Origin of the sequence: Streptococcus canis, from assembly GCF_900636575.1 — a bacterium.
In the GTDB taxonomy this organism is placed as follows: Bacteria; Bacillota; Bacilli; order Lactobacillales; family Streptococcaceae; genus Streptococcus; species Streptococcus canis.
Genome location: NZ_LR134293.1, coordinates 629,620 through 649,722, shown reverse-complemented (window position 1 = coordinate 649,722; position 20,103 = coordinate 629,620). Strand labels below are relative to the sequence as shown.

Annotated in this window: 17 protein-coding genes and 1 pseudogene; 8 read left to right on the top strand and 10 right to left on the bottom strand. The window is 38.5% G+C overall.

Features of this window, described 5'->3' with window-relative positions; translation table 11 throughout:
* Window positions 1-82 precede the first annotated feature (82 nt).
* The 4 genes from EL097_RS03420 to EL097_RS03405 all read left to right on the top strand — a co-directional run bounded on the left by EL097_RS03420 (window position 83) and on the right by EL097_RS03405 (window position 4,958).
* The gene (locus EL097_RS03420; protein WP_003045783.1) at window positions 83-445 is read left to right on the top strand and encodes a sigma factor-like helix-turn-helix DNA-binding protein; all 363 of its coding nucleotides are present in this window, start codon (window positions 83-85) and stop codon (window positions 443-445) included.
* The gene (locus EL097_RS03415) at window positions 420-797 is read left to right on the top strand and encodes an ArpU family phage packaging/lysis transcriptional regulator (RefSeq protein ID WP_003045784.1); all 378 of its coding nucleotides are present in this window, start codon (window positions 420-422) and stop codon (window positions 795-797) included. Before EL097_RS03420 ends, EL097_RS03415 begins: the two co-directional genes overlap by 26 nt.
* A gap of 313 nt (window positions 798-1,110) precedes the next feature.
* Entirely contained in the window at window positions 1,111-3,924 is a 2,814-nt protein-coding gene (locus EL097_RS03410) for a serum opacification factor (protein WP_003045786.1), read from the top strand.
* 107 nt (window positions 3,925-4,031) lie between these two features.
* Window positions 4,032-4,958: a hypothetical protein gene (locus tag EL097_RS03405; RefSeq protein ID WP_051026417.1), complete on the top strand. Its 927-nt coding sequence runs from the start codon at window positions 4,032-4,034 to the stop codon at window positions 4,956-4,958.
* A 374-nt stretch (window positions 4,959-5,332) separates the two neighbouring features.
* Here the strand turns inward: EL097_RS03405 and mutS are convergent, their stop codons facing one another.
* From mutS to argR, 3 genes are read right to left on the bottom strand one after another with little or no spacing between them, the layout of a single operon-like run.
* On the bottom strand, window positions 5,333-7,888 hold the full coding sequence (gene mutS / locus EL097_RS03400; protein ID WP_003045791.1) for a DNA mismatch repair protein MutS: 2,556 nt from the start codon (window positions 7,886-7,888) through the stop codon (window positions 5,333-5,335).
* Window positions 7,875-8,228, bottom strand: a complete 354-nt coding sequence (locus tag EL097_RS03395; protein ID WP_003045793.1) for a YlbF family regulator — start codon at window positions 8,226-8,228, stop codon at window positions 7,875-7,877. The genes mutS and EL097_RS03395 overlap by 14 nt, the downstream gene beginning before the upstream one ends.
* Window positions 8,225-8,662 carry an arginine repressor gene (gene argR, locus EL097_RS03390; RefSeq protein ID WP_003045794.1) on the bottom strand — a complete coding sequence of 146 codons (438 nt, stop codon included), beginning with the start codon at window positions 8,660-8,662 and terminating at the stop codon, window positions 8,225-8,227. The genes EL097_RS03395 and argR overlap by 4 nt, the downstream gene beginning before the upstream one ends.
* 280 nt (window positions 8,663-8,942) lie before the next feature.
* On the opposite strand from argR, the gene argS reads away from it, so the two are divergent.
* Window positions 8,943-10,634 carry an arginine--tRNA ligase gene (argS, locus tag EL097_RS03385; RefSeq protein ID WP_003045796.1) on the top strand — a complete coding sequence of 564 codons (1,692 nt, stop codon included), beginning with the start codon at window positions 8,943-8,945 and terminating at the stop codon, window positions 10,632-10,634.
* A 51-nt stretch (window positions 10,635-10,685) separates the two neighbouring features.
* Here argS and abc-f read toward each other — a convergent pair whose 3' ends face one another.
* The 6 genes from abc-f to hisS form a co-directional block, all read right to left on the bottom strand.
* The gene (abc-f, locus tag EL097_RS03380; RefSeq protein ID WP_039994912.1) at window positions 10,686-12,095 is read right to left on the bottom strand and encodes a ribosomal protection-like ABC-F family protein; all 1,410 of its coding nucleotides are present in this window, start codon (window positions 12,093-12,095) and stop codon (window positions 10,686-10,688) included.
* Between the two features lie 174 nt (window positions 12,096-12,269).
* On the bottom strand, window positions 12,270-13,184 hold the full coding sequence (locus tag EL097_RS03375; protein ID WP_003045800.1) for a YitT family protein: 915 nt from the start codon (window positions 13,182-13,184) through the stop codon (window positions 12,270-12,272).
* Window positions 13,185-13,239: 55 nt separating this feature from the next.
* Window positions 13,240-14,118 carry a YitT family protein gene (locus tag EL097_RS03370; protein ID WP_003045802.1) on the bottom strand — a complete coding sequence of 293 codons (879 nt, stop codon included), beginning with the start codon at window positions 14,116-14,118 and terminating at the stop codon, window positions 13,240-13,242.
* Between the two features lie 18 nt (window positions 14,119-14,136).
* A complete protein-coding gene (locus EL097_RS03365) occupies window positions 14,137-15,078 on the bottom strand; it encodes a YitT family protein (protein ID WP_003045804.1) in 942 nt (313 codons plus the stop codon).
* Complete coding sequence (gene aspS / locus EL097_RS03360; protein ID WP_003045805.1) at window positions 15,071-16,819, bottom strand: aspartate--tRNA ligase; 1,749 nt, start codon at window positions 16,817-16,819, stop codon at window positions 15,071-15,073. Before aspS ends, EL097_RS03365 begins: the two co-directional genes overlap by 8 nt.
* Before the next feature lie 352 nt (window positions 16,820-17,171).
* On the bottom strand, window positions 17,172-18,452 hold the full coding sequence (gene hisS / locus EL097_RS03355; RefSeq protein ID WP_003045807.1) for a histidine--tRNA ligase: 1,281 nt from the start codon (window positions 18,450-18,452) through the stop codon (window positions 17,172-17,174).
* A gap of 386 nt (window positions 18,453-18,838) precedes the next feature.
* Between hisS and rpmF the strand changes: the two genes are divergently transcribed.
* Window positions 18,839-19,021: a 50S ribosomal protein L32 gene (gene rpmF, locus EL097_RS03350; RefSeq protein WP_003045809.1), complete on the top strand. Its 183-nt coding sequence runs from the start codon at window positions 18,839-18,841 to the stop codon at window positions 19,019-19,021.
* A 15-nt stretch (window positions 19,022-19,036) separates the two neighbouring features.
* The gene (rpmG, locus tag EL097_RS03345; RefSeq protein WP_002262412.1) at window positions 19,037-19,186 is read left to right on the top strand and encodes a 50S ribosomal protein L33; all 150 of its coding nucleotides are present in this window, start codon (window positions 19,037-19,039) and stop codon (window positions 19,184-19,186) included.
* Between the two features lie 78 nt (window positions 19,187-19,264).
* Here the strand turns inward: rpmG and EL097_RS10840 are convergent.
* A pseudogene (locus EL097_RS10840) lies at window positions 19,265-19,449 on the bottom strand (FanG protein).
* 28 nt (window positions 19,450-19,477) lie between these two features.
* Between EL097_RS10840 and EL097_RS03335 the strand changes: the two are divergent.
* Window positions 19,478-20,092 (top strand): CadD family cadmium resistance transporter, encoded by a 615-nt coding sequence (locus tag EL097_RS03335; protein WP_000615736.1) that lies wholly within the window; start codon window positions 19,478-19,480, stop codon window positions 20,090-20,092.
* Window positions 20,093-20,103 lie beyond the last annotated feature (11 nt).

Here is a 20,103-nt window from a genome sequence, read left to right as displayed (position 1 = left end):
TGACTCCACAAAAAGACGTCCATGCGAACGCCTCCTTGGTTAAATTTAAGCTTAACTAAATTATATCAAAAAGGAGCTAACCATGGGCGCTAAAGAACAACTTAAAGAATTGAAACCACTTTTCGCTTTAATAACCTTATTTGAGGAGCAACGAGATAAAGACATCAGGCTGATGAATAATTTCCACAACCCTGAAGCAATAAGACATATCGAAGATGGTACGGCTAGACAGCTCTTATATTTAGCTAAAGAACGCGACAAGAGACTGGCTATGATTGCCATATTGCAAGATGAGAGACAGATTGCTGTTATCAAAGCTAGATATGTGGATGGCTTATCATGGGATGAGATACCCGATAAACTAGGTTACTCAAGAAACACTGTGTTCAAACTACATAGAGAAGCTTTAGAGGTATTAGATGAACAAGAAAAATGCGGTTCGTAAGCTGAGAGAGTTCCATAGATGGCAACGTATTGCTAATAGCCTTGATTTAAGCTATAACGAGCGTTACCAGTTTGATATAGAATATCATCCCACGCGCAGAGAACACCTTGAAATAAGCCGAGAATGCGCCCTAGAGGAACTGGGCGCTATCAAGCACGCCATTAACCGACTGTCTAAAGTAGAATACAGAAAAATACTGATTGAGTGTTACTTGGTTAGTAAGAACGTATCCAATCAGGAACTTATGAAGAAACTGAATCACTCTGAAAGCTGGTACTATGAGACCAAGAAAAGAGCTTTACTTGAATTTGTGGAACTTTACAGAGAGAGTGTACTGACAAATGCAGTCTAAACTAGAAAAATGCACACCTAAATACAGCTCACAAATTTAAATTTATTTTTATTTTTGGTTTTGGTTTATTTTTTTTAGCGTTAAAAATAAAAATCTCGTAAAGATTCATTTTTTAATAAAAAATAAGAATACCCGTATAAATGCATTTTAGCCTGTTTTCTTCATTTTCTGGAACATAGAATAATATTCTGTTTCAACAGATACCATGTAGAAGTTCAGGAAAAGAATTTTTTTAAAATAAATAGCCTCGCTTAAGATTAGTTTTTCATAGTAAAATAATTAAGCTTAAAAAATAATAAACTAAGGAAAAAACATGAAAATATCTAATTGTAAGTATAAACTACGGAAATTATCTGTCGGTCTTGTTTCCGTTGGAACAATGTTCACCACCACAACTGTTATGGCAAATGAGACTCCTCAACCAACTACTACTGAATTTACTGCTTTGCCTGTAGCGGTAGAGTCATCTAGTACAGAAGAAGTACCAACTACAACAGATGACCAAATTACTTCCATTGATACCATTGCTAAGGTTGAAAGTGAAGGAGCTGAGGAAAAGCAAACCTCCGAAACAACAACTGAAAGCCATGAAGAAAGTTCAGCTCCACAGCCGAAATCACGGAGTAAGCGTTCGACAGCTTCGGCATCTGCAGAACCACAGCTTATGGAAGTGGAAACTATTATCGTTAACAATTTAAAAACTGAAATCGACATCAAAGATGAGAAGGATGACTCTAAAAAGCTTATTAAGAACCGCGATGGGGAACAACGTGAAATTGTAGACATTTCTAGGGAAGTTAAAGTTGATGAAAGCAAAAACGAATTAGAAGTCACTCTAACTGTCACACCGAAAGAAATTGATAAAGGCGCAGAAGTTATTGTGCTTCTAGATACTTCTAAAAAGATGACTGATGAAGACTTCAATACTGCCAAAGAAAATATCAAAAAATTAGTGACTACATTGACTTCTAGGAGCACCGATAATACTCCAAACTATAATAGTCGTAACTCTGTTCGCTTGATTAGTTTTTACCGTAAAGTAAATGATCCGATTTCATTAACTACTGAGAATGTGGATACAGAACTAGATAAAATCTTACAAGACGCAAAAAATGATTGGGATTGGGGAGTAGATTTACAAGGAGCGATTCATAAAGCTAGAGAAATTTTCAACAATGAAAAGAAATCTGGTAAACGTCAACATATTGTTCTCTTCTCACAAGGAGAAGCCACTTTTAGCTATGACGTTTTAGATAAGACAAAAGTATCTAAGAAGGAAGTAACGGAGCCTGTGGCTAATAGCAATCCGCTCCTACCTTGGCCCTTTTATCTTGATACAACAACCCAAAAACATAATGTTGTGGAAGATGCGCAACAGCTTATAAACCTTTTAGATAAGATAGGTATAACTCAATTTAATGATGCACTAAAAGGTTTCGCTTCAAATGGTAATACTTTATTAAATTTGGGTAGCAGTCTAATTGGAATCAAGAACCCTTTAGATTATATTACCATGGCAGATTTAGATACTAGTAACTTAAAGCAAACTGACTTTGACTATTCTAATAAAGTTGGTGAGGGATATAATTTCCGAAGTTATTCTGACAGAACGGTTGATTCTGTCGGAATGAAGACTATTATAGCTGCTAAAATAAAGGAAAATCTTGAGAAGTTACAACCGAAAAATGCAAATAAATGGTTGGACTATTTGGGATTGAACACTGCAAGGAAAACAATACAAGATTGGATGATTGATAAAGCATTAGATAACTTATTTTATCGTCGTCAATATCAATTTTATAACCACAATCTTTCAGCACAAGCTGAAGCCAAAATGGCAAGAGATGAAGGTATTGTTTTCTATTCATTTGATGTTACTGATCCTACCAAATTTCCAAAAGCAGCTGATTTTAACTCCAATTATCCAACATATTCCAAATATTTAACGGAAAAAGAAGAAAGGGCAAAAAAACAAGTTAAGGAACGCAATGAAAAATTTGACAAATATTTAAAAGATATGTCAGATGGAAAAGATTTCCTAAAAAATATTGATGACAAAGATAAATTTAAAGATGTCCTGGAGGAAGTGACCATCACCGAAAAATTTGAAGACAAAGTCACCGTTGTAGACCAGTGGAAAAACTCTTCACCTTATAAAGATAGCAACGGAGATAAGCAATCAGTTAAGCATACTTCTTCTTCTTGGTTATTCGGTACTACTAAAGAAAGCCTCGAATGGAAAATCTCTAAAAAGCAATTGAAAGATGCGTTTGAAAAAGGGCAAACCTTAACGTTAACATACCGACTTAAGGTTAAAAATGACCAGTTTAAAACCGCTCTTGAGAAGAAAAATAAAAACAAGAAACTTACAGTACCAGCAGAACAGCCTAAATTTGAATTGGTAACAGAAAAAATCATTTCAAATACTATTTCTTACAAAATTAATAGTAAATCAGCAAATGGTCAGAAACTTGATGATGTCAAGTTAACATACACCAAAGAAATGGTTCCTGTACCAGAGATTGAGGGAGAAGTGATTGAGCCCCTAGCACCTCAGCTACCAGAATTACCTCCTATTACTGATCACGGTCCTAACTTGAACTTTGAGGAAGAAACCATACATCAGTTACCGATTGAACATGGACAATATGACGATAACACTCAAACCACACTTACCGAAGATACCAAACCAGAATCTGATACAATTTCAATCGGTGGGCAAAGTGAGCCGATTGAAATAACAGAAGATACGCTTTCTAATCAGTCTGGTCACTCTAATGATGATACTATTATTGAGGATACGAAACAACCTGAAGTTATTATGGGTGGACAAGCCAATATTGTTGATATGGTAGAAGAAACTCAATCTGGTATGTCTGGCTTTAATGAAGCTACTGTTATTGAAGAAGACACACGTCCTAAACTTCAATTCCACTTTGATAATGAAGAACCTAGCCCTGCAATTAATAAAGCTATCTCTCAAACTCCTATTGCTAGAGTAGATAATAACTTACCTCAAACTGGAGATAAAGATAAGTCAGAAGCATTCTTTAGCATAGCAGCGTTAACTGTTATTGGAGCGGCAGGACTTCTCAGTAAAAAAAATCGTAAGAATCAGATTGATTAATCACTAAATGTCATAAAACAGCATAAACAAGGTCATGTATAAAGTGATTCTTGTTTTATGTTGTGTAGGAAACTAAAAATATTATGAATTACTTAAAGGAGAATATAGTGAAAAAAAAATTAGTTTTAGCTACTGCATTGCTCACTGTAGGTGTAGCCACGAATGTGAAGGCGGAAGAAATGAATAGTTCATCAGAATCGGAAACAAGCCAAGTGAGTCAAGTAGAGACAGAAGAGACTCTAAAATGGGAGCGAGATCCACGTCAACAAAAAGTTATCGATGATAATGGAAATGAAGTGCTTGTCAGTATGGATAGTCAAGAAAACAAAATAACAATCGCATTACCGACAGGTTGGGCTTTCTGGCTAGAAAAAGATAATATAAATTACAACCCACTATCCATAAACGATAAAAAACAAGAAGAATATTTGAAAGCTAACGAAATTGATTCCAACAATAAAACAAATGGCGAGTATCGTATTCCTAAAGCTAAAAATACAAGCCCTAAAATAATAACATATAAAAATGAAGAAAAAGATACGCAGCAATTAAGTGCTGTGTATAATGATAATCAAGGTACATCGCCACTACTAGTAAAAATTACTGTAGCCCCCCCCACTTTCCCTAGTACATTAGCAGTAAGGTTCAAATCAGACGATGGTTTTTTAGCTGGTAGTACTTTTTTTAGAGACTCACAGACTATTGAAGAAAAAAAGAAAAAAGCTGAAATTCAAAAACAAATTGAAGAAGAAAGAGAACCGGAAGCTCAGGATGCACTAATTGAAACTACCGTTTCAGAATCAAGGGGTCTATTAAGTAAGGGTAGCGCTGATTCTCGAAATCAAAAGGGAACGGAGCAACAATCTACTGCTGATAATCAGAATGAAAGAAACAACTCTAAACAAGCAGAGATTCCAAATTCTAATCAGGAGACAGGAACTTCGTCTACAGACTGGAAAACACGTTTCAGTAGAGCTTGGTCTACCTTCACAAAATATATTAACCCTGTTAATTGGTTTAACTGGTGGAAATAGTCCCCTTTAACTCAATCTCTCCAAACCTAATAAAAAAGCACCTAATATGGTGCTAGTTCTTGCCTGCTGAACTCATTGTGTAAAGGACCTGTAAAGGTCTTTTTTTGTTCACCTTTTTATGGACTTTTGAGGGAAGTCTAAGGAAAATTAAAACCTATATTTTTTCAAAAAAACAGTCATATCAATACTTAAGGACTGTCAACACCTTGTAAAAACTGCCAAACTAAGTCCAACAAGGTTTGTCACAATGTCCTCGCATTCTTATGGACTGTTATAACAGACTTAATAAATGACCGAAATCCTCGGACCGTTTTTGACAAAACAAAAAGATACCTTCAATATCGAAAGCATCTTTGTCATTTTCAACTGAAAAACTATAATAACTTTTTCAATTCATAAAGGGCAGTCATGGCCTCTAAAGGAGTGACATTCAGAACATCAATGGCTTCTAAGGCTTGAATAACTTTCTGAGCTTTATCATCAGCAGCAAAAAGTGATAATTGCTCGTCTTTAACAGGACTTGCTTGCTCAGCTTTTGAAGGGACTGATATTATTTCAGCAGACTGTGACTGTGCTTCTAAGCGGGTAAGAACGTCATCGGCTCTACTTAATAGAGCTTCAGGAAGTCCTGCTATTTTAGCCACATGAATACCGTATGATTTGTCTGCCGGCCCTTCCGCAATCTTGTGAAGGAAGGTTACATCTCCATCTTTTTCAAGCGTTGCTACATGAACGTTGACCAACTGTGTCAATTTGCTTGACAACTCTGTCAACTCATGATAGTGCGTTGCAAACATGGTTTTAGCACCAACCCTATCGTGGATATATTCGATAATGGCCTGAGCTAGAGCCATACCATCATAGGTTGCCGTTCCTCGTCCTAATTCATCAAATAAAATGAGCGAATTGGCACTGGCACGTTTGATCGCTTGGTTTGCTTCCATCATCTCCACCATAAAGGTTGATTGTCCAGAAATCAAGTCATCAGCAGCTCCAATACGTGTGAAAATAGCATCAAATAAAGGTAAATCGACATGGTCAGCAGCCACAAACGAGCCCATCTGTGCCATGATAACCGTTAAGGCAAGCTGCCGCATATAAGTAGACTTACCACTCATATTTGGTCCCGTAATCAATTGGATACTTGTTTTTTGATCAAAGGAAATACTATTTGGAATGTATTCTTGCACTCCCATAACTTTTTCAACAACAGCATGACGCCCATCTTGAATCTTAATCACATGGTCATCATTGAAACTAGGCCGACTGTAATGGTTCGTCTCAGCAACAACTGCTAAACTTTGCAAGACATCAACCGTTGCCAAGGTTTTGGCAAGCTTCTGCAAGCGATTAATATAGGTTTCCACTTGAGTTCGAATACGCATAAAAATATCGTATTCTAAACTAGCTGATTCTTCCCTAGCCTCTAGCATCTGACCTTCAATTTTAGCTAATTCTGCCGTTCCATAACGTTCTGAATTTTTTAAGGTGGCCTTTCTGAAAAAGTGATCAGGCACTAAGCCAAGATTTGAATTCGTAACGTGGAAATAATAACCATCTTTTTTATTGTAATCAATTTTTAGGTTATTAATGCCACTTGCTTGACGTTCCTTAGCCTCAATATCTGCAATCCAGCCTGTTCCTTCTCGCATCACTTTACGGTAATGATCCAAGCGTTCATCAAAACCAGTTCGGATAATACTTCCTTCACTAATAGTCGCTGGTGCGTCAGGATCAATAGCTGTTCGTATCAGGTATTCCAACTCAGGCAGTGTGTCAAGCTGCTTGACAAGCTTATCAATATGAGCACTATTGAAAGCTTCTAAAATAGCTTTAATGGCTGGCACTTGAGCCAATGTGTGTCCCAATTGAAGCAAATCCTTAGGATTTGCTTTGCCAAATGAAACGCGACTAGACAAACGTTCAATATCGTAAACACCTTTTAGACTGTTGCTTAAATCTGTGCGCTCAATAAAAGCGTCTAAGAAAACTTGAATAATCTCTTGGCGTTCTAAGATAGCTTCTTTAGAAACCAAAGGTCTGTCAATCCATGACCGTAAAAGACGCATTCCCATAGCTGTCTTGGTCTCATCTAAAAGCCAGTAGAGACTGCCATGTTTCTTATTTGTTCTGGCATTTTCAACCAAATCCAAACTTGACTTGGTAGCATAAGACATTTGTAAGTAATCTTTGATTTCATAATGAACCAATGCTTGCAAATGGCTAAGTTCTCGCATTTGAGTTTTATGAACGTATTGCAAGAGTTTCCCTGCCGCTGACAGCTCCACTGCTGTCAACTGATTGTCAATCAGAGTACTATCTTCATAAATCGTATCCTCATAGGAAAGTAGCAGATTCATCTGCTTCACCAGAATAGCTTGCTCTACCTCTGACAAATCAAATCCTAACAATACTTCCTTTGCTTTGAGATTCTGAATTTCACTACGAACACTTGTGAAATCTGCCAAATCTGTCACGCAAAATTCACCCGTCGACACATCCATGTAAGCCAATCCATAACGGTAACCATCAAAGTCAACAGCTACCAAAAAGTTGTTGGCACTATCTGGCTTGGTTGAATCGACAACCGTCCCTGGTGTAATTACCTGAACAACTTCACGTTTAACAACCCCAACAGCTTGTTTGGGATCTTCCATTTGTTCTGCAATAGCCACCTTGTAGCCCAATTCAATTAACACATCAATGTATTGCTGGGCAGAGTGATGGGGCACTCCTGCCATAGGAATTGGATTTTCCGCATTCTTATTGCGACTGGTCAAACCAATCTCTAAAAGTTGCGCTGCCTTGACAGCATCATCGTAAAATAACTCATAAAAGTCACCCATCCTAAAAAGCAAAAAAGCATCTGGATAATCTTTTTTGATGTCCAGATACTGTTGCATTCCAGGAGAAATGTTAGCTTTTGCCATGCGTTAACTCCTTGTTTAACTGATCTTCTATACGTTTGGTGATATATTGAATCAAATCACTCGCGTCCTGCATTTTCTCACGGTAATCTTCAATCACTGGCTGATGATTGAGGTTATCTTCAAGTTCTTTGGCCTTACTTGAAGACACAGCGGCAGCTTGCTCTTTAGCTATCTTTTGGAATAGCTCTGCATCTTGCTGATAACGTTTCATCTGATAGGCCTGCTTCTCAAACTGACCAAACTGAGAGAATTGTTGCTGCGCTTCTTTATAAGCGATAATACTAGGATGGTCATGAATGGCAAGAATCAGCTTCCTCAAAGAATCATGATAGCTTATCATAGGCCTGCAGACAAATCTTTCTCAAAGCGCTTAGCAATCTCTTCATCTCGACAAATCACCAGCAAAGTATCTGCTCCAGCAATAGTGCCTAAAATAGCTTCAATAGCATCATTATCAATCAGATTAGCCAAGACATCAGCCTCTCCGAGATTCGTGTGAAGGACAAGCATGAATCCTGCACGATCAACTTTTAGCACGTAAAAACGCACATCAGGACTAAATGGTGTCACGACAGGCTCAGACAAACTATAATAGAGCTTACCTTGCTTATCCCTTAGCTTTAAAAGACCAATCTCTCTTAAATCCCGCGACAGGGTCGCTTGGGTGACCACAATCCCTTTTTTTTGAAGGGCATTTTTGATTTCTTCTTGTGTGCCAATATGTTCTGCTTGAATGATTTGCTTAATCTGCTGTTGACGCTCCATTTTATTCATGATATATCACCCCAGTTGTATAATTATCCTCTCAAATTATAACAAAAAAAGTGTATTATTTCATCTTCGCCCTGCTATTTTTTTAGCAAATCTAGCTAGAATGTCACTTGAAAACAGTTGAAAAGAAAACTCATTTCTCTTTTGATAATATTTTCAGAAAAATAATGACCTCAGGTAACTGTTCCCCTAAACATTTCAGTATAATTTATCAATCCTCTCCTCGTTTATTTTAAAGAAATATGTTAGAATAAGGTGACAAACAATTTTTAGGAGATGCCGTATGGATACTAAAACTCTAATCGCAAGTGAAATAGCTAAAGTTATTCCTGAGTTAGAACAAGATGCTATTGTTAACTTGCTTGAAACCCCAAAAAATGCCAACATGGGAGACCTTGCCTTTCCAGCTTTTAGCTTAGCAAAAATGCTTCGTAAAGCACCTCAAATGATTGCAGGTGAACTCGCTGAACAGATTGATGCTAGCCAATTTGAAAAAGTAGTAGCTGTCGGACCTTATGTCAACTTTTTCCTTGATAAAGCAAAGATTTCCTCACAAGTCCTTGAACAAGTCATTACATCTGGTTCTGATTATGGCCAACAAGACGAGGGGCGTGGTCGCAACGTTGCCATTGATATGTCTAGCCCTAACATTGCTAAGCCATTTTCGATTGGTCACCTCCGCTCGACAGTTATCGGAGATAGCCTTGCGAATATTTTTTCCAAAATGGGTTATAAACCTGTAAAAATCAATCACCTTGGTGACTGGGGGAAACAATTTGGTATGCTCATTGTTGCCTACAAAAAATGGGGAGATGAAGCAGCTGTCCAAGCACATCCCATTGATGAACTTTTAAAACTTTACGTTCGCATCAATGCAGAAGCTGAAACAGATCCAACCGTTGATGAAGAGGCTCGCGAATGGTTCCGTAAATTGGAAGATGGCGACCAAGAAGCTACTGAATTGTGGCAGTGGTTCCGTGACGAAAGTTTACTTGAGTTTAACCGTCTCTATGATCAGTTAAATGTAACCTTTGATAGCTATAACGGTGAGGCCTTCTACAATGATAAAATGGAGGAAGTTCTTGACTTATTAGAAGCTAAAAACCTGCTTGTAGAGTCCAAAGGCGCTCAAGTCGTTAACCTTGAAAAATACGGCATTGAGCACCCTGCTTTGATTAAAAAATCAGATGGTGCTACTCTTTACATTACCCGTGACCTAGCGGCTGCACTCTATCGTAAACGTACTTATGACTTTGCTAAATCAGTTTATGTTGTTGGTAATGAACAAGCTGCCCACTTCAAACAATTAAAAGCCGTTTTAAAAGAAATGGGCTACGATTGGTCTGATGACATGACACACGTTGCTTTTGGGCTTGTGACAAAAGGCGGCGCTAAATTATCAACACGTAAAGGGAATGTTATCCTTCTTGAGCCTACCGTTGCCGAAGCTATTAATCGTGCTGCTTCTCAAATCGAAGCCAAAAATCCTGACCTTGCCAATAAAGAAGCTGTTTCCCATGCTGTTGGTGTCGGTGCTATCAAGTTCTATGATCTCAAAACAGATCGTATGAATGGTTATGACTTCGACCTCGAAGCAATGGTCTCTTTTGAAGGTGAAACTGGACCTTACGTTCAATACGCTCACGCTCGTATCCAATCCATCTTGCGTAAGGCCAACTTCATTCCATCTGCAACTACCACTTACAGTTTAAATGACGCTGAAAGCTGGGAAATTATCAAACTTATCCAAGACTTCCCACGGATTATCAAACGAACATCAGACAACTTTGAGCCTTCTATTATGGCCAAATTTGCTATTCATCTAGCACAAAGCTTTAATAAATACTATGCCCACGTGCGCATTCTTGACGATAACTCAGAACGTGATAGTCGCTTAGCCCTTTGCTATGCTACTGCTACTATTCTTAAAGAGGCACTTCGCTTGCTCGGTGTTGAAGCCCCAAATAAAATGTAAGCTATTAAACAGCACACCCCTCCACAATAACATGGAGGGGATTTTTGTTAGTTAAAAACGATTAAAAGTTAAATCCTCGGAAACAAAATCTAGTCGTCCCTCTCTAATCTCATAACATTGATGAGTGACAGATGCAACAAAGTGCTCATCATGCGAAACCAGAATAAAAGGATATGGGTACTGTTTTAAACCCACTTCCAAAGCCTCCATAGCAGCGAGATCCAAATAATTAGTTGGTTCATCTAAGATTAATAAGTGGTGATTACTAAGCATGGCAGCAACCAAAGCCAATCGAACCCTTTCACCACCAGAAAGGCTCTCTATTTTACGATGTGCTTTTTGATAAGGAAGTCCCATCATGGCGAGGTAATTAAGAATAAGGGCTCGATCGTGATGTGACTGACCTCGTACAAATTCAAAAGCAGTTTGGTTCGTTTCCAATTGAGTTTGATCCTGTTTATAATAAGTTATCTTCAATTGGTCAGCGTAAAAACCTGATAAGGAATGATTAGCTAAGGCTTGCAAAAAGGTTGACTTTCCCGCCTTATTTCTACCTATTATAGCTACCTTACTATTTGCTCTTAGAGTAAGGGCTGGGTAAGCAAACAAGAGACGACTATCTCGGTATAGACTGCCTTCTTTTAAATGAATAAGCGTATGAGGAATTTTCTTTTCCTGTGGACTATGTTTGAGTTTGGCCCAAGGTCTTTTAGCAACTTGCTTGACAGGTTCAAGCTTAGCCAAACGTTTTTCCATAGCCTTTGCTGACTTAGCAATATATTTAGCTTGAGAATCATAACTGCCGGCAAAGGCATTCACTTTCCAATCTGAGCGAGACACCGTTTTTTTGGGTCTCATCATCTGATTAGCACGCTCTTTTTTCTCCTGAATCTGCTTTTCTAACTTGGCCACCTGACGCTGATGATTAGCCATGGCAGCAACTTGTTTTTGATTTTCTAGCTCCTTAGCCTGCTTATAGTCATCGTAATTTCCTTGGTAAACTTTTATCTTCTGTTTTTCGATAGACCATATTTTCTGAGCTACTTGGTTCATCAAATAACGGTCATGGCTAGCCACTAAGAGGGTTCCTCGATAACGTTTAAGCTGATGAATCAACCACTGCTGATTGACTTTATCCAAATGTGAACTAGGTTCATCTAGCACTAGTAAGGGAGCTTTCTTTTGAAAAACGTCTTTTAAATAAGCCATGACCCTTTCGCCACCAGATTGTTGCTGATCTAACTTCAGTTGGGGGAGGTAGGCTAGATCAGTTTGACAAATGACTTGTCCCCGATAAGCTTGACTCTCTCCCACAAGTGTTCGAAAAAAGCTGGTTTTGCCAGAACCATTTTCTCCGATTAGAAAAACTTTTTCACCTTGCTGAAGCCGTAACTGATCTATGTCTAGTAATTGTTGACCTTCTATTTCTAATTGATAATGATTAAGTTTTAATATCTCCATACTGATAATCCTTTCTATGACAAGAAAGGTTTGAAAAAGTGCACGCAAAAAGCCCTGATTTTCAAACCTCAAAGCAGACACCACCCCCTTGCTATCTTGCTCAAGGATTAGTGTGTGACAATGAGTTAGTTGTTAATCATGGCTCTTTTCAACCTCTTATTTCATTTGTTGTCTTTATTTTAACAACTTAGGCTTTTTCTGTAAAGCCTTTTCAATAGGCTTGTCAAAATTTTTCCGACGAATCTTAAAATCAGAACTAATAACTTCGTCCACGTCTATAATGGAGATAAAGGCATCGGGGTCCAAACCTGCTAAAATACGTTTGACTTCCCGAACTTCAGTTGGGTTTAGGGTCACATACATGATATTATAATCATTACCAGAGTAAGCTCCTTGACCTCTCAAGTAAGTCACTCCACGATTGATTTCTGTTAGGATAGCTTGAGCGGCAGCCTCTGAATGCTTGGTAATAATAATCATTCCACGGATAGTATAACCACCATTTTGAACTACACTAATCATTTGGCTGAAAACAAAGCTCGCTACCAAGGTATAAAGCATGTGTTTTAAATCCACATAAGTCAAAGATGCCGTTAACACAAGGGCATCCACCAAAAGCAAAGTTTGACCTAGCTTAGCTCCAAATTTTTCTTCTGCAATACGACCAATAATATCCGTTCCACCTGTGGTTGCACCATAGCGAAAAACAATGCCACTCCCAATCCCTGAAAAAAGCCCTGCCACCACAGCTACTAACATCATGTCATTTTCTAAACCAAGTTCCATAGGGACTTTTTGCCACATCCAGATAAAAACTGACATCAGAACTGTTCCATAGATGGTTAAGGCTAAGGACCGCTTCCCAAAAATCTTTGCCCCTAAAATGAAAAGCGGAAGATTAAAGAGAAGCGAAGAGTAAGCGGGGTTGATCCCAAAATGCGCATGTAAAATCAAGGTTATCCCTGCCACACCACCTTCAGCCAAGGCATTAGCCATATTAAAATTAACAAAACCAAAGGTATAAATGGCAACACCTAGGGCAATTAAAAATAATTTCAGTAGTTTAGTCAATTTATCGTGATGTGTCATTCATTATCCTCGCTATTCTTCAAAAATGAGTCACCCTAAGGTAACTAACACTCAATTATTTTTTCTTTTTATGGTATTTGCTTTTAGTAGCTATAAATTCTGGGCTATTTACTTCATCAACATCAAAATAAGAAACAAAAGCATTGGGGTCAACTTGGGGTAAAAAAGCTTTTAATTCCCGAATATCTGTCCGTCCTAGGGCAACATAGATAACTTTCTTATCACGTCCAGAGTAGGCTCCCTCCCCATGTAAATAAGTGACTCCTCTACCTAATTCCTCCATGATAAAATGCGCCACAGCCTCAGCCTGATCAGAAATAATAAAGGTTCCCCGCGCTGCATAACCACCTTGTTGTACTAAACGAACGATTTGACCATACATAAAACTGGCAATCAACGCATACATCATTTGGGATAAGGAGATATAGGTCAAGGAGACAATCATGACAAAAATATCAATACCTAAAAGAGCTTGATTCAGCTGTAACCCTAACTTGTCTTCCAATAACTTGGCAATAATATCAGCCCCACCTATGGTACCACCATTGCGAAAAACAAGACCCCCACCAAGTCCTCCAATAATTCCAGCCATCAAAGAAACGACTAAATTGTCATGGTCTAAATCAACCACTAAAGGAATGCGTTGAAATAACCACACAAAAAAGTAAAGTGAGAAAATACCTGTTACCGTATAAACCATGGCTCTTTTCCCGAAAAATTTAGCTCCTAACAAGACCAAGGGCAAATTAATCAAATAACCGGTCAAAGAAGGGTCAATTTCAAAAAGCGCTTTGCCAACTAAGGTCAGACCAGCCAGACCGTTGGCTGCAATTTGATTAGCCATGTAAAAATAAACAAAAGCAAAGGCATAGATCGCTGCGCCCAAAATAATAAAACAAAATTTCTTTAGCTGTAAACGTTGGTCAACTGACATGGCACCTCCTGTATTTTCTTAATCATCTTCAGCAAAGCGACCGATAATTCTGATATTCTCTGCCACCGATACAAAGGCTTGCGGGTCTGTTTTTAACATCAGCCATTTAAATTCTGGGTATTCCTCACGCGTCAAAATAGTGATTAAAACTGCTTTTTGCTCATGCTTGTAAGTCCCTTCTGCGTCGTTGATACTGGTCACGCCACGATGCAACCGTTTATGAATCATGTGAATCACACGCTCTGGGTGACTGGTAATAATGGTCGCTTGCATCTTCTTTTGTTTAGTAAAAATAGCATCAGTGACACGGCTTGATACAAAGATAGAGACCATAGAATAAAGGGCATGCTGCCAGCCAAATAAAATCCCCGCAAAGGCTAAAATGGCACCATTAACCATCAATGATAGACTTCCTACATCTTTACCTGTTCGCTTTCTAAGGGTCAAACTAATAATATCTGTCCCCCCACTAGAGATACGTGATTTGAGACCTGTACCAATCCCCATTCCCATGACCAAACCACCAAAAATAGCATTGATGAGTGGATCAGAGGTCAAGGTCACTTGGGGCATGATTTGAATAAAGAAAGAACTCATGCTAACCGTGATAAAGGTAAAAATGGTAAACTGGTGCCCAATTTTATACCAAGCTAAGACAAGCAAAGGAATATTAATCAAATAAAAAGCAAGGGCGATTGGAAAATCATAACCTAAAAGACGATGGCTAAGAGCTGAAAAAACTTGTGCCAATCCAGTAGCCCCACTAGAATAGACATGCCCAGGCTGGAAGAAAAAGTTGACAGCAATACTAGACAAAATGCCATAAAGCAGAGAAGCGGAAACCTTCTCTGCATATTTTTCTCTTGAAATGCTCCTAAGAGCATGGAGCAGACCAATCTTCTTGGCTCCTCGACTAATGACATATTTAACTTTTTTCTTATAAGTTGTTTTCTTAATCATGACTTTCTATGTGAAGACTGAGTTCTTCTAACTGTTTTTCAGAAACAAGACTAGGTGCTTGCGTCATAGGATCAGAGGCTTTGTTATTTTTTGGAAAGGCAATCACTTCACGAATATTGTCTTTTCCAGCAAGTAACATGACAAAGCGGTCAAGACCGATGGCAAGACCACCATGTGGAGGGAAGCCATAATCCATCGCTTCTAGCAAGAAACCAAATTGGTCGTTAGCTTCATCGGCGGTAAAGCCAAGCGCCTTGAACATACGCTCTTGCATCTCTTTTTGATTGATCCGCAAGCTACCACCACCAAGCTCATAACCATTTAAGACAATATCGTAAGCAATAGCACGTACCTTAGCCAAATCCCCCTCTAATTCATGAGCTGATTCTTGAGTTGGAAGAGTGAACGGGTGATGAGCTGACATGTAACGTCCTTCTTCTTCCGACCACTCAAACATTGGCCAATCAACCACCCAAAGGAAATTAAATTGGGAGTGATCAATCAGATCAAGATCTTTGGCAATACGGTTGCGAAGAGCACCCAAGGTGTTATTAGCCACCTCAAGTGTGTCTGCCACAAATAAAACCAAATCATTCTCAGCAAGACCTAACTGACTTGACAAGTCTTCTTCAACAGTTGTTAAGAATTTAGCAACTGGACCTGCTAATTGCCCATCTGTCATTTTAACCCAAGCAAGTCCCTTGGCACCAAATTGTTTGGCAAATTCAGTCAACTTGTCAATATCTTTACGCGAATAGTGGTCTGCATTCCCCTTAACCACAATAGCCTTGACAACTGGTGCTTCTGAGAAAACCTTGAAGTCAATTCCCTTGACAGTCACTGTCAAGTCTTGTAAAAGCATTTCAAAACGTGTATCTGGTTTATCAGAGCCATAGTTATTCATGGCCACATCGTAGCTCATACGTGGAAAAGGTAGGGTAACATCTATCCCTTTTGTCTCTTTCATCACTTTGGCAATCATGCCTTCAACAATGTCTTGAATCTCTTGTTCAGAAAGGAATGACGTTTCCAAGTCAACTTGTGTAAACTCGGGTTGACGGTCTCCCCGTAAATCTTCATCACGGAAACACTTAACAATTTGATAATAGCGATCAAAGCCAGCATTCATCAATAACTGCTTGGTAATTTGAGGGCTTTGTGGTAAAGCATAAAAATGTCCCTGACTCACTCGACTTGGTACTAAATAGTCACGCGCACCTTCTGGAGTTGATTTTGTCAACATAGGTGTCTCCACATCAATAAACTCAAGATCATCAAGGTAATTACGGATAGAATGAGTCACTTTTGCACGTAGCTTGAAATTCTCTAACATTTCCGGACGACGTAAGTCTAAGTAACGGTAACGTAAACGTGTGTCATCACTTACCTCAACATCGTCTTTAATTTCAAAGGGTGTTGTTTTTGCTGTGTTTAAAATGGTTAAGGCTGACACTTTCAGTTCCACTGCACCTGTTGCCAATTTATCATTAGCCTGCTGACGAGCTTCAACAAGACCTTCCACTTCAATGACATATTCACTACGTAGGCGCTCAGCAGTTGCCATCACATCACTGGAAACTTCCTCAGGATTAATCACCAATTGCATCACACCCTCACGGTCACGCAGATCAATAAAGATAAGACCACCCAAGTCACGACGACGACCGACCCATCCTTTCAATGTGATTGCCGTTCCAATGTGTTCCTCGCGAACACGCCCTGCATACATGCTACGTTTCATAAATAAGATCCCTAGAACAAACAGAACCTTTTAAAGCTTGCTTGTTTCCAATTCCTTTCACTATATAAAATCAATTAATTCATTCCCTACTATTATAGCAAAAAGCCATTAAAAACCCCACCCATTTAAAAAGAGTTTTTCCGATAGTAAAGAAGGCTAAGCTGTTAAGGATTATCATCTGACTCATTTTGCTAGTGTTACGCACACTTATCACATAATCAAAAAATAGACCAATCAAAACAAGACAACCAAAAAGGTGTGATTCCCTTATTAATGAAGGAAAATCACACCTACTTACTCATTACAGCTTAGCTTTAGTAAAACCTAAACACTAGCTTGTCACGCACATTTCCTAGGATAACAATTGATCTGATAAGCTTTCAAAGTTGGTCATAATGTCTTCAAAGCTTGCTTTCAATTCTTGGCGGCTACGGTTATTCTTAATCACCGCTTTTTCTGCTTCAACTTCACTTTCTCCTAAAGTGATAATCAGTTTTGCTTTAAAGGTGTCGGCTGCTTTAAACTGAGCTTTAATCTTACGGCCAAGGTAATCCCGTTCAGCTGTAAACCCTTGACGGCGAATTGCTTGAACCAATTCTAAAGCTTTGCTATTAGCACCGTCACCCAGCACAGCAAGGTAAACATCCATCTCTGTCTCAATTGGTAAGGTAATGCCCTGCTTTTCAATAATCATCAAGAGACGTTCTAAGCCTAGACCAAAGCCAAAGCCAGGAGTTTCTGGCCCACCAAAGTAACCTACCAAACTATCATAACGTCCGCCCGCACAAATGGTTAAGTCAGAGCCTTCCACAGACGTGATAAATTCAAAAATGGTGTGGTTATAGTAATCAAGGCCGCGCACCATGTTGGTGTCAATCACATATGGAATGTTAAGGGCTTCAAGCATATCTTTGACAGCCTCAAAATGGGCCTGACTTTCCTCATCTAAATAATCTAAAATAGAAGGGGCCTTTTCAACGGCTAGTTTGTCCTCTTTTTCTTTGGAATCAAGTACGCGCAGTGGATTTTCATCCAAACGACGTTGACTATCTTTAGACAATTGGTCACGCATTGGTGTTAAGTAGTCAATCAAGGCCTGACGATAGGCAGCACGACTCGCAGGGCTTCCCAAACTGTTTAAGTGAAGGGTGACATCCTTAATACCTAATGTTTCAAAGAGATGATAGGCCATTGCAATGGTTTCAACATCTGTTGCTGGATTGGCAGCCCCGAAACATTCTACCCCAACTTGGTGAAATTCACGCAAACGACCAGCCTGAGGACGTTCATAGCGGAACATTGAACCAATATAGTAAAGTTTGACTGGTTTTTGAACTTCTGGGGCAAACAGTTTGTTTTCAACATAAGAACGAACCACAGGAGCTGTACCCTCAGGACGCAAGGTGATATGACGATCGCCTTTATCATAGAAATCATACATTTCCTTAGTCACAATATCAGTCGTATCACCCACAGACCGCGAGATTACCTCGTAGTGTTCAAACATAGGGGTACGAATTTCCCCATAGTTGTATTGGCGAAACGTATCGCGCGCAACAGATTCCACATACTGCCATTTCGCAGCATCAACAGGAAGAATATCCTGAGTTCCTTTTGGTTTTTGAAATGCCATGGTCAACATACTAAGAGAGTTTACTTCAACAGATAAGCGCAATCATTAACGAATCACCTAGCCAATTAATCCTTGTTAAAGTTTTATTGGCTCGTGTTGATAACAGGCACAAGCCTACAACCCTCTCCCTTTCTATTACTCTATAATTGCTTCTATTCTAACATTTTTCCGCCTCTTTTTGTAGAATAGCAGAGCTTTTTCTAAAATTTTTGTCAAGTAACTTTACTTTACAAAAAAGATGTGTTACTATATTAAAGTTGGCGAAAGCCATAACACAATAAAACAAATAAGTTGGGGCAAAAACGTAAGAGCAAGGAAAAGATTCTTTTAATCCTTGACTTCGTTACTACAAGACCCTCAAAAGTTTACATCGGAGGATAGAAAAAATGGCAGTTCCTGCACGTCACACGTCAAAAGCTAAAAAGAACAAACGTCGTACGCATTACAAATTGACAGCTCCATCTGTACAATTCGACGAGACTACTGGAGATTACTCACGTTCTCACCGTGTATCCCTTAAAGGATACTACAAAGGACGTAAGATCGCTAAAGCTAACGAATCTAAATAATAGAAGGGAGATACCATGCGCGTAAATATTACACTTGAACACAAAGAATCTGGTGAACGCTTGTACCTTACTTCAAAAAACAAACGTAACACTCCAGACCGTCTTCAATTAAAAAAATACTCACCAAAATTGCGTAAACACGTAATCTTTACTGAGGTTAAGTAAGGGTTTCAGTACACGTCAATAGACGTCAAAATATTGATTTTAAGCGATTTTTGATTTTTTGAAACTCATTATATCGCACTACAAATCAATAAAAACTCTACCTTTTACTCTACCTTTTTTAGATAAATATATCATCTGGATATTGAAGTTAAGCCCTGCTATCATTTCGATGGCAGGGCTTTTTAATATTTGTACACTAACTTCTTATCTATATTTTGGTGGATTTTAAGTTGACATCTACAAAGTTTAATGTTAGAATACATTCAAAAATATATTTGAATGAGGTATTTTATGATTCAAAATGTTGTTACTTCAATAATCCTGTATTCTGGGACAGCCGTAGACTTACTTATTATCCTAATGTTATTTTTTGCCAAAAGAAAAAGCAGAAAAGACATCATTAACATCTATTTAGGACAATTTCTAGGCTCTGTTAGTCTAATATTCCTAAGTTTGCTTTTTGCATTTGTCTTAAATTATATTCCTAGTAAAGAGATTTTAGGTTTACTCGGTTTGATTCCAATTTTCCTAGGCCTAAAAGTTTTGCTTTTAGGAGATTCTGATGGAGAAGCTATTGCAAAAGATGGTTTGCGAAAAGACAATAAAAACCTGATTTTTCTAGTCGCTATGATTACTTTTGCAAGTTGTGGCGCTGACAATATTGGTGTCTTTGTCCCATATTTTACCACCTTAAATTTAGCGAATTTGATAGTGACTTTACTTACTTTTCTAGTCATGATTTATCTCTTGGTTTTTTCTGCACAAAAATTAGCACAAGTCCCTTCTGTTGGAGAAACTTTGGAAAAATATAGCAGATGGTTTATTGCCGTTGTCTATTTAGGATTGGGGATGTATATCCTGATTGAAAACAACAGCTTTGACATGCTATGGGCTGTGTTAGGCTAGGAGAAAAAATT

Excerpts from the sequence above, each read along its gene's own strand:
- EL097_RS03420 (WP_003045783.1), top strand. The coding sequence starts at position 83 with ATGGGCGCTAAAGAACAACTTAAAGAATTGAAACCACTTTTCGCTTTA.
- EL097_RS03415 (WP_003045784.1), top strand. The coding sequence starts at position 420 with ATGAACAAGAAAAATGCGGTTCGTAAGCTGAGAGAGTTCCATAGATGG.
- EL097_RS03410 (WP_003045786.1), top strand. The coding sequence starts at position 1,111 with ATGAAAATATCTAATTGTAAGTATAAACTACGGAAATTATCTGTCGGT.
- mutS (WP_003045791.1), bottom strand. The coding sequence starts at position 7,888 with ATGGCAAAAGCTAACATTTCTCCTGGAATGCAACAGTATCTGGACATC.
- EL097_RS03395 (WP_003045793.1), bottom strand. The coding sequence starts at position 8,228 with ATGATAAGCTATCATGATTCTTTGAGGAAGCTGATTCTTGCCATTCAT.
- argR (WP_003045794.1), bottom strand. The coding sequence starts at position 8,662 with ATGAATAAAATGGAGCGTCAACAGCAGATTAAGCAAATCATTCAAGCA.
- argS (WP_003045796.1), top strand. The coding sequence starts at position 8,943 with ATGGATACTAAAACTCTAATCGCAAGTGAAATAGCTAAAGTTATTCCT.
- abc-f (WP_039994912.1), bottom strand. The coding sequence starts at position 12,095 with ATGGAGATATTAAAACTTAATCATTATCAATTAGAAATAGAAGGTCAA.
- EL097_RS03375 (WP_003045800.1), bottom strand. The coding sequence starts at position 13,184 with ATGACACATCACGATAAATTGACTAAACTACTGAAATTATTTTTAATT.
- EL097_RS03370 (WP_003045802.1), bottom strand. The coding sequence starts at position 14,118 with ATGTCAGTTGACCAACGTTTACAGCTAAAGAAATTTTGTTTTATTATT.
- EL097_RS03365 (WP_003045804.1), bottom strand. The coding sequence starts at position 15,078 with ATGATTAAGAAAACAACTTATAAGAAAAAAGTTAAATATGTCATTAGT.
- aspS (WP_003045805.1), bottom strand. The coding sequence starts at position 16,819 with ATGAAACGTAGCATGTATGCAGGGCGTGTTCGCGAGGAACACATTGGA.
- hisS (WP_003045807.1), bottom strand. The coding sequence starts at position 18,452 with ATGGCATTTCAAAAACCAAAAGGAACTCAGGATATTCTTCCTGTTGAT.
- rpmF (WP_003045809.1), top strand. The coding sequence starts at position 18,839 with ATGGCAGTTCCTGCACGTCACACGTCAAAAGCTAAAAAGAACAAACGT.
- rpmG (WP_002262412.1), top strand. The coding sequence starts at position 19,037 with ATGCGCGTAAATATTACACTTGAACACAAAGAATCTGGTGAACGCTTG.
- EL097_RS03335 (WP_000615736.1), top strand. The coding sequence starts at position 19,478 with ATGATTCAAAATGTTGTTACTTCAATAATCCTGTATTCTGGGACAGCC.